General features: G+C 49.1%; 22 protein-coding genes and 1 tRNA gene. 6 read left to right on the top strand and 17 right to left on the bottom strand.

Features of this window, described 5'->3' with window-relative positions:
* Positions 1-32: 32 nt before the first annotated feature.
* The 9 genes from C2M35_RS08155 to pspA all read right to left on the bottom strand — a co-directional run bounded on the left by C2M35_RS08155 (position 33) and on the right by pspA (position 6,610).
* Positions 33-377 (bottom strand): 4a-hydroxytetrahydrobiopterin dehydratase, encoded by a 345-nt coding sequence (locus tag C2M35_RS08155; RefSeq protein WP_105199145.1) that lies wholly within the window; start codon positions 375-377, stop codon positions 33-35.
* A 10-nt stretch (positions 378-387) separates the two neighbouring features.
* Positions 388-1,185, bottom strand: coding sequence for a phenylalanine 4-monooxygenase (gene phhA, locus C2M35_RS08160; protein WP_105199247.1), 798 nt, complete (start codon positions 1,183-1,185; stop codon positions 388-390).
* Positions 1,186-1,422: 237 nt separating this feature from the next.
* Entirely contained in the window at positions 1,423-2,607 is a 1,185-nt protein-coding gene (megL, locus tag C2M35_RS08165) for a methionine gamma-lyase (RefSeq protein WP_105199144.1), read from the bottom strand.
* 107 nt (positions 2,608-2,714) lie between these two features.
* A complete protein-coding gene (locus tag C2M35_RS15770) occupies positions 2,715-3,167 on the bottom strand; it encodes a YcjF family protein (protein ID WP_234000035.1) in 453 nt (150 codons plus the stop codon).
* Positions 3,164-3,763 (bottom strand): hypothetical protein, encoded by a 600-nt coding sequence (locus C2M35_RS15775; RefSeq protein ID WP_234000036.1) that lies wholly within the window; start codon positions 3,761-3,763, stop codon positions 3,164-3,166. Before C2M35_RS15775 ends, C2M35_RS15770 begins: the two co-directional genes overlap by 4 nt.
* Entirely contained in the window at positions 3,760-5,151 is a 1,392-nt protein-coding gene (locus C2M35_RS08175; protein ID WP_105259029.1) for a YcjX family protein, read from the bottom strand. Before C2M35_RS08175 ends, C2M35_RS15775 begins: the two co-directional genes overlap by 4 nt.
* A 76-nt stretch (positions 5,152-5,227) precedes the next feature.
* On the bottom strand, positions 5,228-5,626 hold the full coding sequence (gene pspC / locus C2M35_RS08180; RefSeq protein ID WP_105199141.1) for an envelope stress response membrane protein PspC: 399 nt from the start codon (positions 5,624-5,626) through the stop codon (positions 5,228-5,230).
* Positions 5,623-5,856, bottom strand: a complete 234-nt coding sequence (pspB, locus tag C2M35_RS08185) for an envelope stress response membrane protein PspB (RefSeq protein ID WP_105199140.1) — start codon at positions 5,854-5,856, stop codon at positions 5,623-5,625. Before pspB ends, pspC begins: the two co-directional genes overlap by 4 nt.
* Positions 5,857-5,938: 82 nt before the next feature.
* Positions 5,939-6,610 carry a phage shock protein PspA gene (gene pspA, locus C2M35_RS08190; protein WP_105199139.1) on the bottom strand — a complete coding sequence of 224 codons (672 nt, stop codon included), beginning with the start codon at positions 6,608-6,610 and terminating at the stop codon, positions 5,939-5,941.
* Positions 6,611-6,799: 189 nt separating this feature from the next.
* On the opposite strand from pspA, the gene pspF reads away from it, so the two are divergent.
* The 6 genes from pspF to C2M35_RS08220 are packed head-to-tail and all read left to right on the top strand — an operon-like array spanning position 6,800 to position 13,166.
* The gene (gene pspF / locus C2M35_RS08195; protein ID WP_105265056.1) at positions 6,800-7,891 is read left to right on the top strand and encodes a phage shock protein operon transcriptional activator; all 1,092 of its coding nucleotides are present in this window, start codon (positions 6,800-6,802) and stop codon (positions 7,889-7,891) included.
* Positions 7,892-7,894: 3 nt separating this feature from the next.
* A complete protein-coding gene (locus tag C2M35_RS08200; RefSeq protein WP_105265057.1) occupies positions 7,895-9,499 on the top strand; it encodes an ABC transporter substrate-binding protein in 1,605 nt (534 codons plus the stop codon).
* On the top strand, positions 9,496-10,530 hold the full coding sequence (locus C2M35_RS08205) for an ABC transporter permease (RefSeq protein ID WP_105199136.1): 1,035 nt from the start codon (positions 9,496-9,498) through the stop codon (positions 10,528-10,530). The genes C2M35_RS08200 and C2M35_RS08205 overlap by 4 nt, the downstream gene beginning before the upstream one ends.
* Complete coding sequence (locus tag C2M35_RS08210) at positions 10,517-11,410, top strand: ABC transporter permease subunit (protein ID WP_105265058.1); 894 nt, start codon at positions 10,517-10,519, stop codon at positions 11,408-11,410. The genes C2M35_RS08205 and C2M35_RS08210 overlap by 14 nt, the downstream gene beginning before the upstream one ends.
* Complete coding sequence (locus tag C2M35_RS08215) at positions 11,410-12,405, top strand: oligopeptide/dipeptide ABC transporter ATP-binding protein (protein WP_105259025.1); 996 nt, start codon at positions 11,410-11,412, stop codon at positions 12,403-12,405. Before C2M35_RS08210 ends, C2M35_RS08215 begins: the two co-directional genes overlap by 1 nt.
* The gene (locus C2M35_RS08220; protein WP_105199133.1) at positions 12,405-13,166 is read left to right on the top strand and encodes an ATP-binding cassette domain-containing protein; all 762 of its coding nucleotides are present in this window, start codon (positions 12,405-12,407) and stop codon (positions 13,164-13,166) included. The genes C2M35_RS08215 and C2M35_RS08220 overlap by 1 nt, the downstream gene beginning before the upstream one ends.
* Before the next feature lie 25 nt (positions 13,167-13,191).
* Here C2M35_RS08220 and C2M35_RS08225 read toward each other — a convergent pair whose 3' ends face one another.
* The 8 genes from C2M35_RS08225 to C2M35_RS08260 form a co-directional block, all read right to left on the bottom strand.
* Entirely contained in the window at positions 13,192-14,322 is a 1,131-nt protein-coding gene (locus C2M35_RS08225) for a hypothetical protein (protein ID WP_158677944.1), read from the bottom strand.
* Positions 14,323-14,512: 190 nt separating this feature from the next.
* On the bottom strand, positions 14,513-16,414 hold the full coding sequence (locus tag C2M35_RS08230; RefSeq protein WP_105265060.1) for a SurA N-terminal domain-containing protein: 1,902 nt from the start codon (positions 16,412-16,414) through the stop codon (positions 14,513-14,515).
* A gap of 158 nt (positions 16,415-16,572) precedes the next feature.
* Positions 16,573-16,845 (bottom strand): nucleoid-associated protein HU-beta, encoded by a 273-nt coding sequence (gene hupB, locus C2M35_RS08235; protein ID WP_105199131.1) that lies wholly within the window; start codon positions 16,843-16,845, stop codon positions 16,573-16,575.
* A gap of 224 nt (positions 16,846-17,069) precedes the next feature.
* Complete coding sequence (gene lon / locus C2M35_RS08240) at positions 17,070-19,430, bottom strand: endopeptidase La (protein ID WP_105265061.1); 2,361 nt, start codon at positions 19,428-19,430, stop codon at positions 17,070-17,072.
* A 156-nt stretch (positions 19,431-19,586) separates the two neighbouring features.
* Positions 19,587-20,870: an ATP-dependent protease ATP-binding subunit ClpX gene (gene clpX, locus C2M35_RS08245; protein WP_105199129.1), complete on the bottom strand. Its 1,284-nt coding sequence runs from the start codon at positions 20,868-20,870 to the stop codon at positions 19,587-19,589.
* Between the two features lie 122 nt (positions 20,871-20,992).
* Entirely contained in the window at positions 20,993-21,607 is a 615-nt protein-coding gene (clpP, locus tag C2M35_RS08250; protein ID WP_105199128.1) for an ATP-dependent Clp endopeptidase proteolytic subunit ClpP, read from the bottom strand.
* Between the two features lie 104 nt (positions 21,608-21,711).
* Complete coding sequence (tig, locus tag C2M35_RS08255) at positions 21,712-23,016, bottom strand: trigger factor (protein ID WP_105199127.1); 1,305 nt, start codon at positions 23,014-23,016, stop codon at positions 21,712-21,714.
* 513 nt (positions 23,017-23,529) lie between these two features.
* Positions 23,530-23,606 (bottom strand) — tRNA-Pro (locus tag C2M35_RS08260).
* Positions 23,607-23,729 lie beyond the last annotated feature (123 nt).

Below are 23,729 nucleotides of genomic sequence, written 5' to 3' on the forward strand. Positions count from 1 at the left end.
TAGCGAGGTGGCTCAAACACGGAAGTATTTAATTACAGAGCAGCAAAAACCGCGTCTGTTTTGGCCGCACAGATGAAATCATTCTTGTGCAAACCTTTAATAGAGTGTGACCACCAAGTGATGGTTACCTTGCCCCACTCGGTCAGAAGACCTGGGTGGTGACCTTCTTCTTCAGCCATGGCGCCTACTAGATTAGTGAACTCTAGTGCTTGCTTGAAGTTTTTGAACTTAAATACACGCTCAAGCTGCATAATGCCATCACGTACTTCAGGCACCCACTCAGGGATATCTCTGATCAATACTGCCAATTCATCATCTGACACCTTAGGCGCATCCGCACGACACGCTTCACATTTTTGTGCGCTTAATTCAGACATTACTAATTCCTTAACTTGCTAATTTTTCTTTAGGGGGAAATTTTGGCTCAAACAAGCCTAATTCTTTTGCTTTAGCTACTAACGCCATTAAATCCATTTGAGAAATATCAAATAAATCATGGATAGAGTTAATGGTGTAGTAAACAGGTTGCATAATATCGATTCTGTAAGGCGTGCGCAGCACATCCTGTACATTCATTGGGTTAATTTCCGGCTCATCACCGTAAACATACTGAGTCTCACCCGGGCTCGATAAGATACCGCCACCGTAAATACGCAGACCTTTTTCGGTTTGCATTAGACCAAACTCAACGGTAAACCAGTATAGACGCGCAAGATATACGCGGTCTTTTTTATCCGCCGCATAGCCTAGCTGGCCGTATTTATGAGTAAACTCGGCAAAATCCGGGTTGGTCAGCATGGCGCAGTGACCAAAGATCTCGTGGAAAATATCCGGCTCTTGCAGATAGTCGAACTCTTCACGGGTACGAATAAAGGTCGCTACCGGGAATTGCTTGTTGGCCAACAGGCGGAAAAACTCATCAAAGTCGATAAGCGCTGGTACAGGGGCAACCTGCCAGCCGGTTTCACGCTCTAGTACTTCGTTCAGCTCATGCAACTGCGGAATACGATCATGTGGCAGGTTAATTTTCTTTAAACCTTCCAGGTACTCATCACACGCCTTGCCTTCGATACAGGCCAGTTGACGCTCAACCAGTTCTGCCCAAATTTGGTTTTCTTCATCGCTCCAGTGGATCACGCCGTTTTCATCGGGTGTCTTGGAAACATACTTGCTTGACTTAGCCATAATAACCTTTGCATCTTCGACCAACCGCGCACCTAAATACGCCATTGGCAGCTAATCTGTGTTAACCAGATACTAAGTAAAAGTACGAAAATTTGTAATAGATGGAGTCGATATGGGTTTTGGGCAAACCCGCAAATACGTAAAGATAAAAATACACCTGAGTTTCGAAAAATAAACACCCCTTTATTTTAAAGGGGTGAACAATAAATACGTGTAACGTTTTTGATACATGCGATTTTAAATGGACGCCAAGCCCATTTCTAAATCCGCAATAATTTCATTAACATCTTCAAGACCAATGGAAATGCGTACCAGGCCATCGCTTATCCCGGCGGCGCGGCGCTGCTCAGGCTCATAGGTGGAGTGTGTCATCGAGGCCGGATGCTGTATCAGGGTTTCGGTGTCACCTAAACTCACGGCCAAGGTGCAAAGCTCAAGCGAATTTATAAAGGTCTCCGTCTTTTCTAACGAGGCTTTAAGCTCAAATGCAATCACCCCGCCTGCGTCTTTCATCTGCGTGCCGATAAAAGCATGGCCGGGGTCCCCTGCCAGACCTGGGTAATACACCTTTTCAATTTTTTCGTGAGCGGCCAAATACTCGGCCACCTTATGTGCCCCTTGGCAATGCGCCTGCATGCGTACCGACAGGGTTTTTAAACCACGCAGGATCAACCAGGCGTCGAACGGGCTCATGGTCGCGCCTATGTCCTTAAGCACGGTAAATTTTATGGTTTCTATATGCTCGGCGCTGCCACATACCAGGCCTGCCACTACATCGCCATGACCATTTAGGTATTTTGTGGCGCTGTGTACTACTAAATCCGCACCCAAGGTGGCCGGTTTTTGCAACAACGGGGTCAAGAAGGTGTTATCAACAACGCTTATCAACTGATGCATTTTGGCAAAAGCACAGATCTGCTCAAGATCATACACCCTCATATTCGGGTTAGCCGGGGTTTCCAGAAATACCATTTTAGTGTTCGGTCGGCGCGCCGCCTTAATGGCGTCCAGATCACTGAAATCAACAAAGGTCACTTCTACGCCATAGCGAGTGAGCAGATGACTGAATAATGCATAGGTGCAGCCATACACTGTGCTGGAGGCGATCAGGTGATCGCCGGCGCTTAAAAAGCTCATGACCGCAGCCGATACCGCGCCCATACCCGTGGCGCAGGCCGCTGCATCTTCACATTGTTCCAGTGCCGCCAGTCGCTCTTCAAGCTCACGTACCGTGGGGTTGCCCAGGCGCGAATAAATATAACCCGCTTCTTCACCGGCAAAGCGTGCGGCCCCTTGCGCTGTATTGTCGAAAACAAAAGTAGAGGTTTGGTATAAGGGCGCGGCCAGCGCCCTGTGAGGATCCTGTCGACCTTGCTCGCTGTGGATGCAAAGGGTTTGGTCTGTGTATGTGTGTTTGCTCATAATGCACCTTTTTCTTTTAAAATAGGGGCATAATTGTTTGAAAAACAAGCACGCTAGCCGCTTGGACGGCCAGCTAACACCATTTTAGGGCCAAAAAAGCGTCAACCTTAGTTGACGTTTTTTTGCTCTTCATTATTTTGCTTATCGGCGCGAGCCAGACGACTGGCCAAACTTTTCACCGTGGCCCTAAGCAGCGAAGGTTTGGCTTCAAGCCGGGGTAAGGGACGACAGAGCTCCATGGTTTTATAGCCGATGCGCGCGGTGAGCACGCCGGCACTGAGGCCCTGCGCCGCCCGAGTCGACAACACGCTCAACAACTTGCCGCCAAAGGCTGTGGCGGCCAAATCTGCGAGCATTTCGGTGGAGCCGACAAACAGCATCTGCTTAAGCAAACTGCGGTATAAGCGCACCCGGCTCATATAACCGAGCGCCAGGCCATAGTTATTCGCCAAGGTATCCACAAGCTTTAAACCGCGCCATAGCACCGCCAGCATATCGACCACGGCTAAAGGGCTGACCGACACCAGCACAGCAGACTCCACCGCATAACGATTGATCACTGCTTGGCTTGTTGGTCCTGACTGACCAACAAGGTATCGCGATATAAGATCATCACCTCACGGTCGCTTAAATGATCGCCAATGCGGGCCTTAAAAGTTTCAAATTCTGGGTGGGTTTGAATTTGATTCACACTTTGTAACCAGGGCAAAGCCTGCCCTATTTGCTCGCTCTCGAGCAAACGCTCGGCCTGCTGCTGATGATGTTGGTTGACTTTTAAACGCTTTAAATTCACCAGTTCACGCCATAACAAGCGCCCCATTAATAGTACAGCCAAGGCGATCACGGCGCTGTATAAGGCACCTAACCACCATGCGGTGGCAAAGCTGGCCATAATGCTTAGCCCGGTCTCCACCAGGATTAAACTCAGCAGTAAAAATACGAATAAGCGTTTTAACAAGGAGCCCTTGCGGCCCTTGATTGTCATTTCAATACTTTGTTCAAGCTCAGACTCATCACCAAACACAGCTTCTTCATCGCTGATTGGTGCCTGCTCGGTGCGCGCCACTATCTGTGCACCTTTTAGTTCTTCTGCGACCTGCTTAGGGCCTTGCTCTTGTATGCGGCGTCCGGCGCTCAACTTTACTTCGTCGCTCATCGCAGCTTATCTCCCAATAAAAATTCTAAGGCATGGTCGAGGCGCATATGACGCAACTTGCCGTCATTGCCAGGCAGCGGCGCAAAATCAATATAATCAAAACCTTGCTTTGGCCACTGGCCTTCGCTTAGACGATGCCTCGGCGGTTGCGGTGGTAAATAGGTGAGCCAGTTTCCTTCATTCAAGGGTTTACCGTAAATACAGTGCAGATCACGCCCTTGCTCGCTCACCATCTTGCTTTGGGTGGCACACACCCCGGCCATGGCCATGGTGTCCACTTCAACTCCGGCAAAGGCAAGCTCGTTGGCCTTGGCCTTTACTAAGTCATGAAGCAGCAAGGCTAAATCCTGATGGTAATTAACCCCCACCTGATCCGCCTTATTGGCCACAAACAACAGCTTATCTATATTGGGGCGGAACAAGCGTCGCAACAGGTTGCTTTTACCGTATTCGAAAAACGCCAGTAGCTCGGTAATGGCTTCGGCCTGCTCGGCAAAAATGTCCGGACCGAGTTTTAATGCCTGAAGTAAATCCACCAGCACCACCTGGCGGTCAAAACGGCAGAAATAGTCCTTATAAAACGGCTTAACCACCTGATTTTTATAGGCCTCAAAGCGCGCTTCCAACTGCTTGTACTGGGTGTTTTCGCCCTGTAGATCCGGCGTTGGGCATGGGAAAAAAGCCAACAGCGGCGCCCCTTCCAGTTCACCTGGAATAAGCATGCGCCCGGGCTGCAAATTGGCGGCATGGGCATGGGCCTTTATGGCCGTAAGCGTCTGCTTATATTCATTGCTGAGCGCCTTAAGCTGCCCCTCGTCCACCTGAGCCTGACTATCAAAGTCAGCCAGTTGCGCTAAAAAAGCCTCGCTATGGACGCGACGCACTCTGGAATTGAGCATGGTGAGCTGACGTTCACTCCAGGTGGCGTAATCCATGTTCAACATGGGTAAGTCCATTAACCATTCGCCGGGGTAATCGATTAAATCTATGGTCAGGGTTGCGGTGTCGCCAAGTTGCGCCCGCAGCCCGCGTTCGGGACGATAGCGCATGGCCAAGCGCAATGTATTAATGCGCTTGGTGGATTGTGGCCATTGTGGTGGCTCCTGAGTAATGCTTTCAATCGCATGACGATAGCCAAAGGTTGGAATATTCAGCGCTTTTTGTGGCACCTGGGCGGTCGCTATATGGCGTCCTTCACGCATAACGCGAAAAAACGGCAGGTTTTTATCATTGGCCTGCTCGCTTAAATGATGTACCAAGGCGGTAATAAACGCAGTTTTTCCGCTGCCTGACAGGCCGGTCACCGCCAGTGTGATATGACCATCAAGGGTGCGCTGCAGTGTTTTCTTAGCTTTATCTTTAAGTGTGTCAAGGCGAGAGTAGGACAAATTAGCTCCTTTATCCTTATAACAATAAAAGGATAAGCCGACGGGGTCAGCTTATCCATTGGGCAGGATGGGATTATTAGAGTTTGTTTATTTCTCGGCTCACCGTAAAGGTTGGCGAGGTCACATGGGTTTCCATACGTTGAATACGTGTATCCAAATCCGTCATAAACTCTTTTAAATCTTTCAGTGCCCTGCGCGGCGGCTCACCCTTTTGCCACACCTTGGCTTTTACTTCGCCCACATGTGCCGCTTTCTGGGCTTCACCTTTGGTATCCTCGGCAGGTTTGATGTCAAGAATAAACCAGGCGGCAATATAGGCGACGACAGGCAGTGAGCCACCGGAAAGCAGTACGGCGGTCACAAAAATAATGCGTACCAGCCACAGCTCGATATTAAAGTAGTCGCTGAGCCCCGCACACACCCCGGCTAATTTACCGCGTTTGGGGTCGCGATAGAGTTCGCGTTTAGTGCTCATACCTTATTCCTCCACTGCGGAGATTCCTGATCGAGCAAGGTTTCCAGCGTATGAATACGCTCGGCCATTTTTTCGGCCTTATGCGCCAGCTCATTCAATTGACGATGCTCGTGTTCGCTCAAACCCTGGCTTACTTGCTTTTTACTGCGGTAGTGCAGAATAAGCCACAGCGGCGCCACGAATATCATAAATATAACTATGGGGGGCATTAATAACTCTAAATCAAACATCTTCCTCTCCTGCCTGTTGCTTCGGCGTATTATAAGTGTGGGCGTAGCCGTGAAACTTGTCGAGCTCGCCCACTAATCATTGTTATTCTGCTTTGTCACTTTTACCCATTTTCGCTTTAAGCGCCGACAATTCGTCGTCGATCTTCTCGTCTTTTTCCAACTGTTCAATCTCGTCGGATAGTGACTTTTGACCTAGCTCGTAAGACTCAACCTGGGCTTCTAAACCGTCGATTTTAGTTTCGTAACGCTCAAACTTATCAAGGGCATCCTGCACCTTGTTACCATCAAGGGTTTTCTTCACATCAAGGCGCGATTGCACCGAGCGCTGACGTAAAATAATGGCTTTTTGACGGGCCTTGGCATCGCTTAGCTTTTCCTGCAAGGTGCTGATCTCTTGCTGTAGCTTATTGATGTGCTCTTCAACGTGCTCCATCTCGCGCTCTAAAGCCACTTGGGCTTCCGCCGCCTTGTTCTTTTCGATAAGCGCAGCACGAGCCAGGTCTTCACGGTCTTTCGACAGCGCCAGCTCGGCTTTTTCCTGCCACTGCTCAACCTGTTTGTTCAGTGTTTCTAAACGACGGCTAAGGTCTTTCTTTTCCGCCAGTGTTTTTGCCGAAGTAGAACGCACCTCAACCAAGGTGTCTTCCATTTCCTGAATGATCAGGCGTACCATCTTTTCAGGATCTTCAGCCTTGTCTAAAATGGCATTGATATTCGAATTAACGATATCTGCAAAACGTGAGAAAATTCCCATAATCTTATACCTCAAATGTAGAAGTCTTCGTTGACTACTCTAGGTGGTATCAAGTAGCTTGCCAACTTTAAAATAACTTAATAAAGCCATATTTTTCATTTAGTTATACCACTTTTAACAAACCTCTTCCTAATCGTCAAATAATGAAATACACTAAGCTTTAGCAAATATTACTAAGAGTTAGTGTAAATGAGTCAGTTTAGTAAAAATGACAATCTACTCGGCCAATCAGACAGTTTTTTATCCGTACTCGACCAGGTTTCACAACTGGCGCCGCTGGATAAGCCCGTACTGGTTATTGGTGAGCGCGGTACAGGTAAAGAGCTGATCGCCGCCCGTTTGCACTACCTCTCGCGCCGTTGGGATCAAAACTATGTCAGCCTGAACTGCGCGGCTTTAAATGAAAACCTGCTTGAAAGCGAGCTTTTCGGCCATGAAAGCGGTGCCTTTACCGGCGCCAGCAAACGCCATGAAGGCCGTTTCGAGCGCGCCAATGGTGGTACCCTGTTCCTCGACGAACTCGCCAATACCCCCGCCGCGGTGCAGGAAAAACTACTGCGCGTTATTGAATATGGTGAGTTTGAACGAGTCGGTGGCCGTGCGCCTATCAAGGTCGACACCCGGTTAATTTGTGCCACCAATGAAGACTTGCCCAGCCTGGCCGAGAGCGGGCACTTTCGCCATGACCTGCTCGACCGTCTGGCCTTTGATGTGATCACCTTGCCGCCGCTACGTGAGCGCCAGGAAGATATACTGCTATTGGCAGAGCACTTCGCCATCAACATGGCCCGCAACCTAGGCTGGGAGCTTTTCAGCGGCTTTACCACCCGCGCCAAACAAGCTCTGTTGGAATATCACTGGCCCGGTAATGTGCGCGAATTGAAAAATGTTATCGAGCGCAGTCTTTATCGCCACGGCAGTGAAGACCTGGCGGTACACAGCATACATCTCGACCCTTTTGCCAGTCCATTTCGACCGCAAGCCTCGAGTAACCGTAAAGCTGCTATGCCCTTATCAAGCGCTCACGAGCAAACACCAAGTTCTGATGTTCCAGTCGCGGCAACCGCGCCGAGCAGCCCGACCCTGCCTGGCTTTAGCTTCCCTTGCGATCTAAAGCAGCTATCCGCCGAATACGAAACCGAACTGTTGCGCCAAGCGCTTAAATTTAGTCAATTTAATCAAAAGAAAACTGCACAAATGCTCGGATTAACGTATCATCAACTGAGAGGATATTTAAAGAAATACAATTTGCTTGATTCGCAGCAAAAACAAGAGGCTTAGCCCGTGTATAAATGGTTGTTAGGCACTGTGGCGGTGGTTCTCGCCGGGTGCCAAAATGAAGATGCCCGCTATGCGCCCATAGAAGGCATGGTGTACTGCGCCGAAGCCAACCCGGTGTCGTTTAACCCCCAGGTGACCACCTCAGGCTCCACCATAGACCTCATTTCCAAACAACTGTACAACCGCTTGCTGCGTATCGACCCGGTCACCGGTGAGTTTATTCCCGAGCTCGCCACCAGTTGGCAAATCAACAAAGATGGCACAGAAATCACCTTTACACTGCGTGAAGATGTGCAGTTTCACACCACCGCCTATTTTACGCCAACACGCCTGTTTAACGCCGATGATGTGGTTTTCTCCTTTAATCGTTTATTCGATGTTTATAACCCCTATCACTTTGTCGGTGAAGCCAATTACCCATATTTTCAAAGTGTTGGTTTAGATCAATTGATCCGCAATATTCGCAAAGATTCAGAATATCAGGTGACCTTTGAGCTTTTTAACGCCGAGAGCAGCTTTTTAGCCAACCTGGCCACCGATTTTGCCGCCATCACCTCGCGGGAATATGCCATGAAGCTGATGGAAAGCGAGCGTATGGAGCTGTTTGATCAGTATCCGGTGGGCACAGGTCCCTTTGTTTATCGCGAGTTTCAACGGGACCGCTTTATTCGCTATTACAGCCACCCGGATTACTGGGAGCATCAGGTGAACCTCGACCAGCTGGTGTTCGATATCACCCCCAACGGTACCACGCGCATCGTTAAGCTATTGACCAAGGAATGCGATGTTACTCCGCACCCCAGCGCCACTCAGCTCGATGTATTACGCGAGCGCAGCGACATAGACGTGCAGCAACAGGATAATTTAAACATCGGCTATTGGGCCTTTAACACTGAGCGCGTGCCCTTTAACGACCCCGATGTGCGCCGCGCCCTTGCCCACGCCATTAATGTCGATAAAATCATGCAGGCGGTGTATTACGGCCAGGGTGTTAAAGCCACTTCTATGTTGCCGCCCATCAGCTGGGCCTATCAGGAACAAAACAACCTGCCCGAATACAATCCGGACAAGGCCCGGGAGCTGCTGACCGAAGCCGGTTATGAAAATGGCTTTGATATGAGTATTTGGGCCATGCCGGTAAGTCGAATCTACAACCCTAACGCCCGCAAAATGGCGGAGCTGATGCAAAGCGACCTGCGCGAGGTGGGTATTAAGGTGCGTATCGTCGAATACGAATGGAACACCTTTTTGCAGCGTGTTGATGAGCATCGCCACGACAGCGTGCTATTAGGCTGGGCTGCCGACACCCCGGATCCGGATAACTTCTTTAGCCCCTTACTCAGTTGTGCCGCCACCTTCAGCGGTAAAAACCCGGCCAACTGGTGTAACCCGGAATTCGACTTTTTACTCACCCAGGCCCTGGCCACCACAGATCAAGCCCAGCGCAAGGCATTTTATGTTAAGGCGCAGCAAATGATCGCCGAGCAGCTGCCGTTGCTGCCTCTGGCCCACGGTAAACGCTCACAGGCTAATGATGCGAATATTCAAGGCATTACCCTGAGCCCCTTTGGCGGTATTTCCCTGGCCCACGCGAGTAAAATGCCATGATATTAGAGTTTGCCATTCGCCGCTTTTCCTTGCTGCTATTTATGCTCTTTACCTTGAGCCTGTTCACCTTTTCCCTGGGCTATTTGTTTCCCGGCGAGCCACTGACCAATTTCAGTGGTATAGAAACCGCGGGCTTTTCACAAAGTGCCGAGCTACGCGCCAAGTATCACCTCGATGAGGGCTATATCAGCCAGTACCTGGCCTTTGTCGGGCGTATTTTACAGGGAGACTGGGGCTTGTCTTTTGCCTCGGGGGATTCGGTTTTTAGCCATGTGCTCACCCTGGCACCGGCCACCTTTGAGCTTGCCGTGTATGCGTTATTGGTATCTGTTATCGTTGGCGTGCCCGCCGGTATTCTCGCGGCGCTGTCGCAGGGGCGTTGGCCCGATAAACTGATCAGCGGCATCACCCTAGTGGGTTATTCGGTGCCTATATTTTGGTTGGCGCTTTTGTTGATCATGATGTTTTGCCTGCAACTAGGTCTGTTCCCCATGTCTGGGCGCATCAGCTTGTTGTACGAAATACCCGCCAGCACTCACTTTATACTTCTCGATGTAATGATCGCCGGTTTTCCCTATGGCGGTCAGGCCTTTGCCGATGCTCTGCATCACCTGGCGCTGCCAACCTTGGTGCTGGCCACCTACCCAACCACGGTATTGGTGCGTTTTACCCGCGATTCCATGCTTAATGTGCTGGAGCAAAATTACATTAAAACCGCTCGCGCCAAAGGTCTTAGCCGCCGCCAGTTGATCATGCACCACGCCTTGCGCAATGCCTTGCTGCCGGTAATTAAACAAATCGGTTTGCAGTTTAGCGCCTTGATCACCTTGGCGATGATCACCGAAGTAATTTTCTCCTGGCCGGGCATAGGCCGTTGGCTTATCGACAGCATTTATCAGCGTGACTTCCCCGCTATTCAGGGTGGCCTGTTAGCCATTTCGGTGTTTATTATTTTTGCGACTATTTTCACCGAGTTACTCTACACCCTGCTCGACCCGATCTCACGGAATCAAGCGCATGGCAAACTTTAAATTATTTACCGAGCAATCCAATATCTCGCCGCTTTCAAGACTGTGGCGTAGGTTTAGGGCCAATCACGTTTCCCTGGTCGGCCTATGGTTGTTCTTGGCGCTGACTGTGTTAGCCGCCACCGCCCCCTTGTTAGCGCCTTATGGTATCAATGAGCAGCACGCCGATGCGCTGCTGATCCCGCCCTCCTGGCACGAAGACGGCGATGTACGCTTTATTCTCGGCACCGATGACTTGGGTCGCGATGTACTTTCCCGATTGATGAACGGTGCTACCTACACCTTTGGCTTATCCATAGTGGCGGCGCTGATGGCCACCCTGGTCGGCGTGCTGGTGGGCACGGTTGCCGGGATCAGCCGCGGACTGCGAGCCAGTTTTTTAAATCACCTGCTTGATATCACCTTGTCTATTCCCTCGCTGCTGCTGGCTATTATTATTATCGCCATTCTCGGTCCGGGTTTGATGAATACGGTCTGGGCCATTATTTTTGCGTTGCTGCCACAGTTTATTCACTCGGTTCGAAATCTGGTGGTGGAAGAGCTGGGCAAGGACTATATCAGTGCCTTTCGTTTGGACGGTGCCAACCGTTGGCAAATTTTGGTGCGCGGTATTTTCCCCAATATTTACGAGCACATAGTGGTTATCTTCACCATGGCCTTGTCGCTGGCTATTTTAGATATTGCCGCCTTAGGTTTTCTAAAACTCGGCGCCCAACCCCCAACCGCGGAATGGGGCGCAATTTTGGCGGAAAACCTCGGCTTAATTTATCTGGCGCCTTGGACCGTAGCCCTACCGGGGATCTTGTTATTCTTGGCCGTGCTGTCCACCAACCTGGTTGGTGATGGCCTGCGCAATGTGCTTAAAGAGCGACGGGCGGACTGATGCAGTTACTTGATATTCGCAACCTCACCATAGAACTAAAGACCTCGAACTCCATTATTCGTGTGGTCGACGGTGTGAACTTCAGCCTTAAAGAAGGTGAAGTGCATGCCCTTATTGGTGAGTCCGGCTCGGGGAAAAGCCTAATCGCCAAAGCCCTGGTAGGTGCCTTAAACCAACGCTGGGAAGTGCGTGCAGACCGTATGCATTGGCGCGGCGTGGATCTAATGCGGCTGTCCGATGAAAAGCGTCGTAAGCTGGTAAGCCAAGACCTGGCAATGATCTATCAGGAGCCGAGTCGCTGCCTCGACCCGACGGCAAAAATCAGCGATCAGCTCGAAGAAAGTATTCCCGAAGCGGATTACAGCGGCAATATTTTCCAACGTCGCCGCGCAAAGAAAAAACGGGTGCGCGCCCTTTTACATAAGGTGGGGATCAAGGAGCACTCCAAGGTGCTGTCAAGCTACCCCCATGAGCTCTCCGAAGGCATATGTCAAAAGGTGATGATCGCCATGGCCATCGCCCGCTCACCGCGCTTACTTATTGCCGATGAGCCGACCACGGCACTCGATAGCACCACGCGGGCTCAGGTATTCAGACTGTTAAAAAGCTTAAACCAGCTGAAAAACATGTCCATCTTGATGATCTCCCATGAACTAGAAGAGCTCACCGATTGGACTCATGGCATAAACGTACTTTATTGCGGCCAGATGGTGGAAGCTGGGCCGACCGAGCAAGTATTTGCCCATCCGCGCCATCCCTATACCAAGGCACTGTTACAAAGCCTGCCCGACTACGATATTGCACTGGGCCATAAACAGCCGCTGTATGCCCTAAAAGGCACCATACCTACCTTGCAGCACCTTCCCATAGGTTGTCGTCTGGGTCCTCGTTGTCCCAACGCACAAAAAGCCTGTGTGGTAACGCCCAAGCTGGAAAAAGAGCATGGCCACAGTTATGCCTGCCATTTTCCACTGCATAAGCAGGAGCAAGACTGATGCAACCACTCCTAAAAGTGCAAGCACTGAATAAGCTGATCAATGTCCGTGCCGGTTTGCTTAACCGTAAAAAGGTGGCTCTGCTCAAGGATATCTCCTTTTGCATTGGTCTGGGCGAAACCCTGGCGGTAATAGGTGAAACCGGAGCCGGTAAAAGTACCCTGGCCAAGGTATTGGCCGGCGCCGATGAATTCAGTAGCGGGCAAATTATTCTCGAAAGTGAGTTAATTAAGGATGGTCCCAAACATTTAGGCGATAGCAGTGCCATCCGCCTGATATTTCAAGACCCGACCACCTCGCTAAATCCGGCACTGACCATAGAGGAAACCCTGGACGATTGTCTGCGCTTTAACACGGATTTAAGCGCTGCCGAGCGTCTGGAAAAAATTAAACAAACCTTGTCTAAGGTTGGCCTGCTGGTCGAGCACCGTCATTATTATCCGCATATGTTTTCCGGTGGTCAGCTACAACGGGTGGCACTGGCAAGAGCACTGATCCTGGACCCTAAGGTCTTGGTACTTGATGAAGCTCTCTCTTCCTTAGACCCTTCGGTACGAGCGCAAACGGTGAATCTGTTGCTGGAGCTGCAGCGCGAGACGGGTTTAAGTTATGTGCTGATCACCCACCACCTAAGTCTGGTAAAGCATATGAGCGACCAGGTGATGGTGCTGGATCATGGCGAAATCGTCGAGTACGGTAACACCCAGGAGATATTCGCCAATCCGCAATCGAAAACCTGTCAACGCCTGCTAACCTGCTAACCTGCTAGCGCCAGTAAAAAAGCCTTTAGGGCGTTGTCTGTTGTTTTGGCACCACAGCCCCCTTCTCAACCAACATATCAAGCATGGCATGATCCTTAACAAGGTAGACTGGAGTTCGGCCAAGCTTATCTTTTTGAGCTAAAAACTCGGGGGAGCGCTCACTCAACCACTTCGCCAATGCATAGTTGTTGTAATACACGGCAAAATGCAAATCGTTAGCCTTGCTTTCAGCCAAATCACTCGGCAGCGTCAGGCCTAATTTTTTAAAGTACATATAACACTCTGGGCTAGCCCCCATACCGATAACGCCGGCTAAATTATATTCTTCATGTCCCGCAATCACGCTCTGCGCCATTTCGCAGCCCTGCTGCTGCGGACCACGGATCAGGTTGGCCTTAAGTTCGGGTATCATAGCGGCAAGTTTCAATACCGCCCTTTGCTCAGGCTCTGACAAGGCGGCAATATTTTTTTCATGCCGTTGCACCCGCTCAATAAACACCTTTGCCAGATTATAGTAGTCCGCTTTATTTCCTTCTTTCGGGTATTCTACGAAGAAATGCGCCAAATCCATCAGCGTATACTTACCCTCTTGTTCAAACATCCAGGCCATTTCCGCCGATTTAACGTAGGACAGCGCCTGAGTCATGTCTATGGTTCTCATCGTGCGCTTGCTCACTCGACTGGTCACACTGAACTTATCCTGTGGATATGACAGCTTTGCACCCGCCTTAACCAGCAGACGCGCTGACTCGACCTGATCGTTATAAACGGCACGAAATAAGGGGGAGAATAAAATTTCATCCTTGGGGGTATAACGCAAGGTCCTTGAAGCCAGATAATCCATATCTGCATCGTATTTTAACAGCACCCGTACGACATCCACCGGATCTTGATATACCGAGTCGCCCTTGACGTCATCCCAGCTGCTTTGCGCCCATGCCAATGCCGCATGCAATGGGGTATAGGATTTATACTTGTCGTTATAGACATAAGACGGGTCACCACCTTCACGTAACCAGCGCTCAACTTCAAAGCTATCACCCTTTTGTGCATGGTAAAACACATTATGAGTTGCCGGTGGCATACCTGTTTCCGTCGCTAGCACTGTGTTTCCAAGTTGCAGGCTAGTGATCGCCAAGAGTATAAATCTATACATGAAATTCTCGTTATTCTTATTAGTTGGTTAGATAAAGTCTTGACGTTCGTTTTCCTAAACTTGGCCAAGGCTGTGAATTCTATTTATAGAATATTATTTTATTTAGCATATCAGTTTTGTATGAAATATAAACAGAATACAGCAATAAAAAAGGCCGCTAATGCGGCCTTTCTTTTATACTTTGCGATTATTACTCGCCTTGCGGTGCCATTGGCTTACGCAGTACTTCCGCTTGCGCTTCCAGCGCTTCTACGAAGGTCTGGTAGTTTTTGTTAGCCAACTGCATGGTCAGGCTTTGCTTGATCTGCTCGTTCACCTCGGTTTCGCTCGGCGTGTTTACCGACTTAAGCGCTACCAAGGCTACGTTGCCGTTATTAAGCTCAACCAAATCAACCACAGGAGCCGTATCTGGGTGCGCCAGTTTGAACACCTGCTGAGTCAATGCTGGCGGTACGCTAAAGGTACGGCGCGTTAGCTTATCTTCACTTTGTAGCTCCACACCAGCTTGCTCTGCTAAGGTAGCGATTGCTGTGCCCGCTTGTAGCTCAGCGAATAGAGTCTCGGCCTGCTCTTTGGCAAGCGCTGAGGCTTTTTCTGCTACCAGGATATTTTTAATTTGCTCACTTACCTGGGCCAATTCTTTGGTAGCCGCCGGCTTGTGCTCAACAACACGCACTACCACAACGTGCTCACTGCCCAGCTCTAACACTTCAGAATTAACACGGTCTTCAAGCAGCTCTGGCGAGAAGATAACTGAAGCAACATTAGGCTGATTTAGCGGTGCAGGCAGTTGCGCACGCGCTAGCAAGTCTGTGGTTTGCACAGTAGCGCCAATGGCAGTTGCCGCATCTTCCAGGCTATCCGATACTTCAAACGCCAGCTCTGCAAGCTCGGTTTGCTTTTCATAGTAGATATCGGCTTTTTCTACTTTCTCAAGCTCGCTGCGGATCTCAGGCTCAACATCGGCTAAGGCCTTGCTTTCACCCGGCTGCAAGTCGGTTAGTTTAATGATGTGATAACCAAACTCAGATTGAACTACCTCTGAAAGCTGACCCACCTCGGTTAGGGCAAATGCAGCGTTTTCGAAGTCAGGGTCAAGCATGTCGCGCTCAATCCAATCAAGATCACCACCTAGCTCGGCACTCACTATGTCATCTGACTGAGTTTCAGCAAGCTCGGCAAAGTCGGCACCCTGTTGTAGTTGTGCAAGCAGCTCTTCGGCTTTTTGCTCGGCCGCAGCGTCGTCTTCGCTGTTCTCAACTAGGATATGGGCAACTCGGCGCTTTTCCGGCTCGCTGTACATAGCCATATTCTGCTGATAATACTCAGCAATTTGCTCGGCGCTGATAGGCGCTGCTAATTCAAGATTGTCGGCGTTAAGCTCAACGTAAGCCACTTTAACCTGCTCAGGAGCTAAGAACTGCGCCTGATTCAAGTCATAGTAGTTTTGAATTTCTTCATCGCTCACGGTCACCGTTTCTTTGTACTTGGCATTATCAAGCACTAAGTAATCGATGGCACGTTCTTGCTGCTGCAGACCAACCGCCTGGCTTAGCTCATTACTAAGCGTGAAGTCGGTACCAGCCAAGGCGCTTACCAGTTGTGAGCGGGTCATTTCTTTACGAAGAAACTCGCGGAAGTCATCGGCCTGGTAACCCATTTGACGCATTACCTGAAGGTAACGGTCGTTGCTGAACTTGCCGCCAAACTGGAAGGCAGGCATGTCTATAATTGCTTTACGTACTTCTGCGTCGCTGATGCGTAAACCCATTTCTGCCGCTAATTGCGATTGTAGTTCTTGTTGGATTAAGCGATCGATAACAGACTGGCGAAGTTGTGCCATAAAGCTTGGGTCATTGGCTAGTTGCGCAAAGTATTCACCGAATTGCTGCTCTTGACGAGCGCGTTCGTTGTCGAATGCTCTGGCAAAGTCGCGCTGCGTGATTTTTACCCCGTTCACCTCAGCGACGGATTGCTCGGTAGTCTGACCTAAGTAGCCCCCGATCCCTGCCAAAGCAAAAGATAAAATCACTAGCCCTAGAATGATTTTGGCCGCCAAGCCTTGCGAGCCTTCTCTGATTTTTTCTAGCATTTATCTTTATCTCTATTTATTTGGTACCCCCTCCACTGTGCTTGGTTTTCGCCTCGCAATAAAGTGAAGGATATAAAAAAAGCGTATCTTAGCAGATACGCTTTTTCACTTGAAGCTAACAATCGTTTTCCGTTTGCTAGCAATTCAAGCTTCGCAAATTAATTAACTGCGTCTTTAAGCGCTTTGCCTGCTTTGAACGAAGGAATGGTTGCAGCAGCAATTTGAATTTCTTCGCCAGTTTGTGGGTTACGGCCGGTGCGAGCAGCACGCTCACGTACAGAAAAAGTACCGAAACCAACTAGAGCAACTGAATCGCCATCTTTAAGTGCATTTGATACTGACTCAATGAATGAATCCAACGCACGACCGGCAGCCGCTTTAGAGATATCAGCATCAGCTGCGATTTGATCGATTAATTGAGACTTATTCACAATATCATCCCCTTACATTGTTATTATCCAGAGCGACTCAGCTTGTGAAAAATGTTCAGCTGGAGAGCATCTCTGTGCTATTTAATTTAGAAAAGAACGCATCCTTTCCAAACGCCTTAATCGTCTTGAAACCTAGGCCACATAAGGCCTAGGCTCAAATCCAGTGCCTAACTTATCACACCTTAGTGATTTGAAAAGCCCTTTGAGAGATTTTTTTACTATTTTCACTCACTTTTTGCGCAATCAGCGCTAAAACGCGCAATTGGCTGGGCTAAAGCTATCTCCAACACCTGGTCAATCCACTGCACAGGGTGAATAGACAGGCCTTCGCGCACATTTTCGGGGATCTCTTTTAAGTCGCGCTCATTCTTTTGCGGAATGATCACCGTCTTAATACCACCTCGGTGTGCCGCCAAGAGTTTCTCTTTTAGGCCACCGATAGGCAGGACTTCACCACGCAGGGTAATTTCCCCTGTCATGGCAACATCCGAGCGCACCGGGTTACCGGTCAGACTGGAAACTAAGGCGGTGACCATGGCGATACCCGCACTTGGGCCGTCTTTTGGCGTTGCCCCTTCCGGCACGTGCACGTGAATATCACGCTTTTCATGGAAATCCGCGTTAATGCGCAGCTTCTCAGCGCGGTCGCGCACTACCGTCATGGCCGCTTGAATCGACTCTTTCATGACATCGCCCAAAGAGCCGGTATAGCTTAGCTTGCCCTTGCCCGGTACCGCCGATGATTCTATGGTCAACAAATCACCGCCCACTTCTGTCCAGGCCAAACCTGTTACCTGACCAATGCGGTCATCACCTTCGGCCTTACCATAGTCGTGGCGCTGCACCCCAAGGTATTCCTCAAGGTTGCTCTCGTCTATGGTGATATGCTCCAGGCTCTTATCAAGCAGGATGTTTTTCACCGCTTTACGGCACAGCTTAGAGATTTCACGCTCAAGGCCACGCACACCCGCTTCGCGCGTGTAATAACGAACAATACCGATAATGGCGCTGTCGTCTATGGTCAGCTCGTTTTCCTTTAAGCCGTTACGCTTGATCTGTTTAGGAATAAGGTGCTGCTTGGCGATATTGAGCTTCTCGTCTTCGGTGTAACCGGACAGACGGATCACTTCCATACGGTCCAACAAGGGGCCGGGAATATTAAAGCTGTTCGAGGTCGCCACGAACATCACATCCGACAGGTCGTAATCCACTTCAAGGTAATGATCTGCGAAGGTGCTGTTTTGCTCTGGATCTAATACCTCAAGCAATGCCGACGACGGGTCACCACGCATATCCGATGACATCTTATCGATTTCATCAAGCAAGAACAGCGGGTTGCGTACGCCCACCTTGGTCATATTCTGGATAAGCTTACCCGGCATAGAACCTATGTAGGTACGACGGTGACCACGGATCTCAGCTTCATCACGGACCCCACCTAAGGCCATACGCACATATTTACGACCGGTGGCACGCGCAATACTCTGCCCCAGTGAGGTTTTACCCACCCCCGGAGGACCAACCAAACACAAAATAGGCCCTTTAAGCTTATTGGTACGCTGCTGCACCGCTAGGTATTCAATGATGCGGTCTTTGACCTTTTCTAAACCGTAGTGGTCGGCATCAAGGATTTTCTGCGCCCCGGCCAGATCTTTTTTCACCTTGGATTTTTTCTTCCACGGTACATTGGTGATGGTTTCTATGTAGGAGCGCACAACCGTGGCTTCTGCCGACATAGGCGACATCATTTTCAGCTTTTTGAGCTCGGCCATGGCTTTTTCTTCGGCCTCGGCCGGCATGCCCGACTCGGCAATTTTCTTTTGCAGCCCTTCGAACTCGTCCGGCACATCGTCAAGCTCGCCAAGTTCTTTTTGGATGGCCTTCATCTGCTCGTTGAGATAATACTCACGCTGCGATTTTTCCATCTGCTTTTTCACTCGGGCGCGGATCTTCTTCTCGACCTGCAGCAGATCGATTTCGCCTTCCATCATGGCCATCAGGTATTCCAAGCGCTCGGTGACATCACTGATCTCCAGCACCTTTTGCTTTTCCGGCACCTTAATCGGCATATGCGCGGCCATAGTATCGGCCAAGCGCGCCGGCTCTTCGATACCAGATACCGAGGTCAATACCTCAGGCGGGATCTTTTTATTCAGTTTTACATAGCCTTCAAACTGGCTTATCGCACTGCGAATAAAGATTTCATGCTCACGCTCATCAATATCGCTGGAGGGAATATATTCAACCTCGGCAACAAAAAAATCGTCTTCTTGGGTGTATTTTTCGATACGCGCACGCTGCGTGCCTTCAACCAGCACCTTAACCGTGCCGTCAGGCAGCTTTAATAGCTGTAATACGCTGGCAACCGTACCTACGGTATAAATTTCATCACTGGTTGGATCGTCCACCGAGGCGTCTTTTTGCGCCACCAGGAAAATTTGTTTGTCATTCTCCATCGCTGCTTCAAGGCAACGAATGGATTTTTCACGACCGACGAATAGCGGGATCACCATGTGGGGATACACCACCACGTCCCTTAAAGCCAGTACAGGAATCTCTACGCGATCCGTTCTTTCAAGCGTCATGCTAACTCTCTTCGGACTTCTTAAAATTTAATGATTACCCAAGTATATGGGGATTGGCTGGGCAAAGTTCAACAAATTTATAAAAAAAGGAGCCTGAGGCTCCTTTTTATTTAGAATTGCTTATTTTTTACACCACTTCATTGAAATGAAAGGGTATTATTCAGAAGCAGCCTTATCCTGATTATTGTTCTCGTAGATAAGTATGGGGTCTGATTCACCCTTGATCACGGTTTCGTCGATCACCACCTTGCTGACATCTTCCATCGACGGCAATTCGTACATGGTATCAAGCAATACGCCTTCTACGATTGAACGCAGACCACGGGCACCGGTTTTACGCTCCATCGCTTTGTGAGCAATGGCTTTAAGTGCGTCTTCACGGAACTCGAGCTCAACATTTTCCATCGCAAAAAGCGATGCAAACTGTTTAGTCAGTGCGTTTTTCGGCTCATTCAAGATTTGGATAAGTGCATCTTCATCGAGCTCGGTTAATGTCGCAACCACAGGCAGACGACCGATAAACTCAGGAATCAGACCATATTTAACCAGATCTTCCGGCTCGACATCTTTAAATGATTCGCTCAGGCTGCGCTCGGCGCTGCTCGATTTCACATCGGCGCCAAAACCAATTCCGGTATTCTTAGCGCTGCGTTGCTCGATAACCTTATCAAGACCGGCAAAAGCACCACCACAGATAAATAGGATCTTAGAAGTATCAACCTGCAAGAATTCCTGCTGCGGATGCTTACGGCCACCTTGTGGTGGTACCGAGGCTACCGTGCCTTCAATCAGTTTCAATAAGGCCTGCTGTACACCCTCACCAGATACATCACGGGTGATAGACGGGTTATCAGACTTACGAGAAATCTTATCGATTTCATCGATATAAACGATACCACGCTGTGCTTTTTCAACGTCGTAATCGCATTTTTGCAATAGTTTCTGGATGATGTTTTCAACATCCTCACCCACATAACCGGCTTCGGTTAAGGTGGTGGCATCGGCCATGGTGAAAGGCACATCCAATAGGCGCGCCATGGTCTCGGCTAGCAGGGTTTTACCACTACCGGTAGGACCGATAAGCAGGATATTACTCTTGCCTAGTTCAACACCGTCACTGTTACCAGCGTTGCGCAGACGCTTATAGTGGTTATACACAGCAACCGACAGTACTTTCTTGGCGTGTTCTTGGCCAATTACATAATCATCGAGGTGAGAGCGGATCTCTTTAGGAACCGGCAACTTGTCGGATGCGCTCGCCTTAGGTGCGATATCCTTAATTTCTTCCCTGATGATGTCGTTACACAGGTCAACACACTCATCACAAATATAAACGGATGGGCCTGCGATCAACTTACGTACTTCGTGCTGAGATTTACCACAAAACGAGCAGTACAGCAGTTTACTTGTCTTTTCGCCGTCTGTTGGTTTATCGGACATTCAGCTACCTCATTCTTTACGCTACGAGCTTTATTACATTGTAGCAAATGGACTTCTTAAACAAATATACCAAACTTTGCGGCGCATTGCGCCGCCAATTGGTTATAAGCGCGGTAATTAGATTACTTGGCGCGTCGGTCGAAAACAGAGTCAACCAAACCGTATGCAACCGCTGCATCGGCATTCATAAAGTTATCACGGTCGGTATCATTGGCGATTACATCCAAAGGCTGACCCGTGTGCTCTGCCATCAATCTATTTAGCTTATCTTTGATAGACAGGATTTCTTTAGCGTGAATTTCAAAATCAGACGCCTGACCTTGGAAGCCACCCAGTGGTTGGTGGATCATCACGCGTGAGTTAGGCAGACAATGACGTTTACCCTTGGCACCACCTGAAAGTAAAAATGCGCCCATGCTGGCTGCTTGACCTACACACAAGGTGCTAACGTCAGGCTTGATAAAATTCATGGTGTCGTAGATAGACATGCCCGCAGTAACTGAGCCACCTGGAGAGTTGATATACAGGTGAATGTCTTTTTCTGGGTTTTCTGATTCTAAGAATAGCAACTGGGCCACAATCAGATTGGCCATATGGTCTTCAACCGGACCCGTTAAAAAGATGATTCGCTCTTTAAGAAGGCGCGAGTAGATGTCATAAGAGCGTTCACCCTTAGCGGTTTGCTCTACCACCATGGGAACTAATGCGTTAATCGGATCTGTCATACCATTGTTCATTATTACTTGATTCCTTAATGAGCGACACAAACTAAAATGGCTCGGTGCTTTGCGAGCAAAGCATACGAGCCATTTAAACGTTGCTTGTAACTTAAGTCAACGACTTATTGAGCCGCCTGCGGGTTCATGATGTCGTCGAACGCAGTTTCTACGTCAGTTACTTTAGCTTTCTCAACGATTGCGTCAATCGCTTGCTCTTCCATGGCAACGTTGCGCATTTGCTGCATTAGTTGCTCATTAGCTTTGTAGTACTCAACTACTTCACTTGGATCTTCGTAAGCAGAAGCCATAGTGTTGATTAGCTCTTCAACTTTAGCGTCGTCAGGCTTGATTTCGCCAGACTTGATCACTTCACCTAGAAGTAGACCAGTTTTAACGCGCTTGATAGCTTGCTCTTGGAAAAGCTCAGCTGGAAGCTCAGGCATGTTTTGTGCGTTGCCGCCAAAACGCTGTGCAGCTTGCTGACGAAGTGCGTCGATTTCTTGTGCGATAAGCGCTTTAGGCACTTCGATTTCGTTTTGTGCTAGAAGACCTTCGATAGCCTGCTCTTTTACCTTAGCTTTAACAGCTTGGCTAAGCTCACGGCTCATGTTCTTCTTCACTTCTTCTTTAAGAGCGTCAACGCCACCTTCGGTGATACCGAATAGTGCTGCGAACTCTTCGTTAAGCTCAGGAAGCTCTTGTACTTCTACTTTCTTCACAGTGATAGTGAACTGCGCGTCTTTACCTTTTAGGTTTTCAGCGTGGTACTCTTCTGGGAAAGTTACATCGGCAACAACTTCTTCACCGGCTTTCTTACCAACGATGTTGTCTTCGAAACCAGGGATCATACGACCTTGGCCAAGCTCAAGTGGGAAGTTCTCAGCTTTACCGCCTTCGAACTCTTCACCGTCGATAGTACCAACGAAGTCGATAGTAACGCGTGCATTGTCGCCAGCAGCTTCTTCAGACTCAGTCCATGAAGCGTGTTGCTTACGTAGCGTCTCTAGCATGTTAGCTAGGTCTTCGTCTTTAACTTCAACAACTGGTTGCTCAACTTCGATGTTCTCTAGGCCTTTAAGCTCAACTTCTGGGTAAACTTCAAAAGTAGCTTCAAACTCTAGGTCTTTACCTTCTTCTAACGCTTTAGGAGCGAAAGTAGGTGCACCGGCTGGGTTGATTTTTTCAGCGATGATGGCATCGATGTAGTTGCGCTGCATTAGGTCGCCAGCTACTTCTTGAAGTACAGCGGCGCCAAAGCGTTTTTGGATGATAGAAACTGGTACTTTACCCGGACGGAAACCGTCGATACGCTGAGTTTTAGACAGTTGTTGTAAGCGTTTTTTAACTTCGGTCTCAACGTTCGCTGAAGGAACAGTGATAGTCAGACGGCGCTCAAGGCCTTGAGTCGTCTCAACAGAAACTTGCATGATTTACCTCAATCTTCAAATATGGCGGCTTTGCGCCTTAGTTACATACACGGCGATCGTTTATCATGGCCAATCACGCAAAATGGCAATTTTGCCGCGGTGATGACGGGGGCGATCCCTATGCCTGCACTGCCCTACGGGCACTTATGTTTAACAATAGACGCGGCATTATAACCTAATATTTATAAGAGTCGAGAGCGCAGGCCAAGAAATTAGCGGAACTGCGGCTTTTACGCCCAGCTTAGCGCATTTTGCATACAGATCACGTCGTAACGACAGCAGATAGGGATAAGCTGATGGTTTCTATGCAGGAGAAAAACTAAAAAGAAAGAATAATTATTTTAATGAGGGGATAACAAGGTCGCTGACTAGATTTATGTCTGCGACTGCTGGGTGTTTAGACCCAGTTAATTTGCTTTCTAATAAGAAAGTGCTCGGTGATGCAGTATTAAAACCCTGCGACTGCTGGGCGAAAAAACCCAAACCAAGTGCATTTTTTTCTTATTAAGAAAGTGGTCGGCGATGCAGGATTTGAACCTGCGACCCCTTGGACCCAAACCAAGTGCGCTACCAAGCTGCGCTAATCGCCGATACTCAAATTGTGTTTTCTAAATATGTTTTCGCTTTCACCTTAAGAAAAGGTGGTCGGCGTTGCAGGATTTGAACCTGCGACCCCTTGGACCCAAACCAAGTGCGCTACCAAGCTGCGCTAA

Origin of the sequence: Pseudoalteromonas sp. T1lg76 (assembly GCF_002964725.1) — a bacterium.
GTDB lineage: Bacteria > Pseudomonadota > Gammaproteobacteria > Enterobacterales > Alteromonadaceae > Pseudoalteromonas.

Bases quoted from the DNA above. Each gene is read 5' to 3' on its own strand.
- pspA (WP_105199139.1), bottom strand. From the start codon at position 6,610: ATGGGAATTTTCTCACGTTTTGCAGATATCGTTAATTCGAATATCAAT.
- megL (WP_105199144.1), bottom strand. From the start codon at position 2,607: ATGAGCAAACACACATACACAGACCAAACCCTTTGCATCCACAGCGAG.
- pspC (WP_105199141.1), bottom strand. From the start codon at position 5,626: ATGAGCACTAAACGCGAACTCTATCGCGACCCCAAACGCGGTAAATTA.
- pspB (WP_105199140.1), bottom strand. From the start codon at position 5,856: ATGTTTGATTTAGAGTTATTAATGCCCCCCATAGTTATATTTATGATA.
- C2M35_RS08220 (WP_105199133.1), top strand. From the start codon at position 12,405: ATGCAACCACTCCTAAAAGTGCAAGCACTGAATAAGCTGATCAATGTC.
- C2M35_RS15775 (WP_234000036.1), bottom strand. From the start codon at position 3,763: ATGAGCGACGAAGTAAAGTTGAGCGCCGGACGCCGCATACAAGAGCAA.
- clpX (WP_105199129.1), bottom strand. From the start codon at position 20,870: ATGTCCGATAAACCAACAGACGGCGAAAAGACAAGTAAACTGCTGTAC.
- pspF (WP_105265056.1), top strand. From the start codon at position 6,800: ATGAGTCAGTTTAGTAAAAATGACAATCTACTCGGCCAATCAGACAGT.
- C2M35_RS08225 (WP_158677944.1), bottom strand. From the start codon at position 14,322: ATGTATAGATTTATACTCTTGGCGATCACTAGCCTGCAACTTGGAAAC.
- C2M35_RS08210 (WP_105265058.1), top strand. From the start codon at position 10,517: ATGGCAAACTTTAAATTATTTACCGAGCAATCCAATATCTCGCCGCTT.
- C2M35_RS08230 (WP_105265060.1), bottom strand. From the start codon at position 16,414: ATGCTAGAAAAAATCAGAGAAGGCTCGCAAGGCTTGGCGGCCAAAATC.
- C2M35_RS08215 (WP_105259025.1), top strand. From the start codon at position 11,410: ATGCAGTTACTTGATATTCGCAACCTCACCATAGAACTAAAGACCTCG.
- C2M35_RS08205 (WP_105199136.1), top strand. From the start codon at position 9,496: ATGATATTAGAGTTTGCCATTCGCCGCTTTTCCTTGCTGCTATTTATG.
- C2M35_RS08155 (WP_105199145.1), bottom strand. From the start codon at position 377: ATGTCTGAATTAAGCGCACAAAAATGTGAAGCGTGTCGTGCGGATGCG.
- tig (WP_105199127.1), bottom strand. From the start codon at position 23,016: ATGCAAGTTTCTGTTGAGACGACTCAAGGCCTTGAGCGCCGTCTGACT.
- lon (WP_105265061.1), bottom strand. From the start codon at position 19,430: ATGACGCTTGAAAGAACGGATCGCGTAGAGATTCCTGTACTGGCTTTA.
- clpP (WP_105199128.1), bottom strand. From the start codon at position 21,607: ATGAACAATGGTATGACAGATCCGATTAACGCATTAGTTCCCATGGTG.
- phhA (WP_105199247.1), bottom strand. From the start codon at position 1,185: ATGGCTAAGTCAAGCAAGTATGTTTCCAAGACACCCGATGAAAACGGC.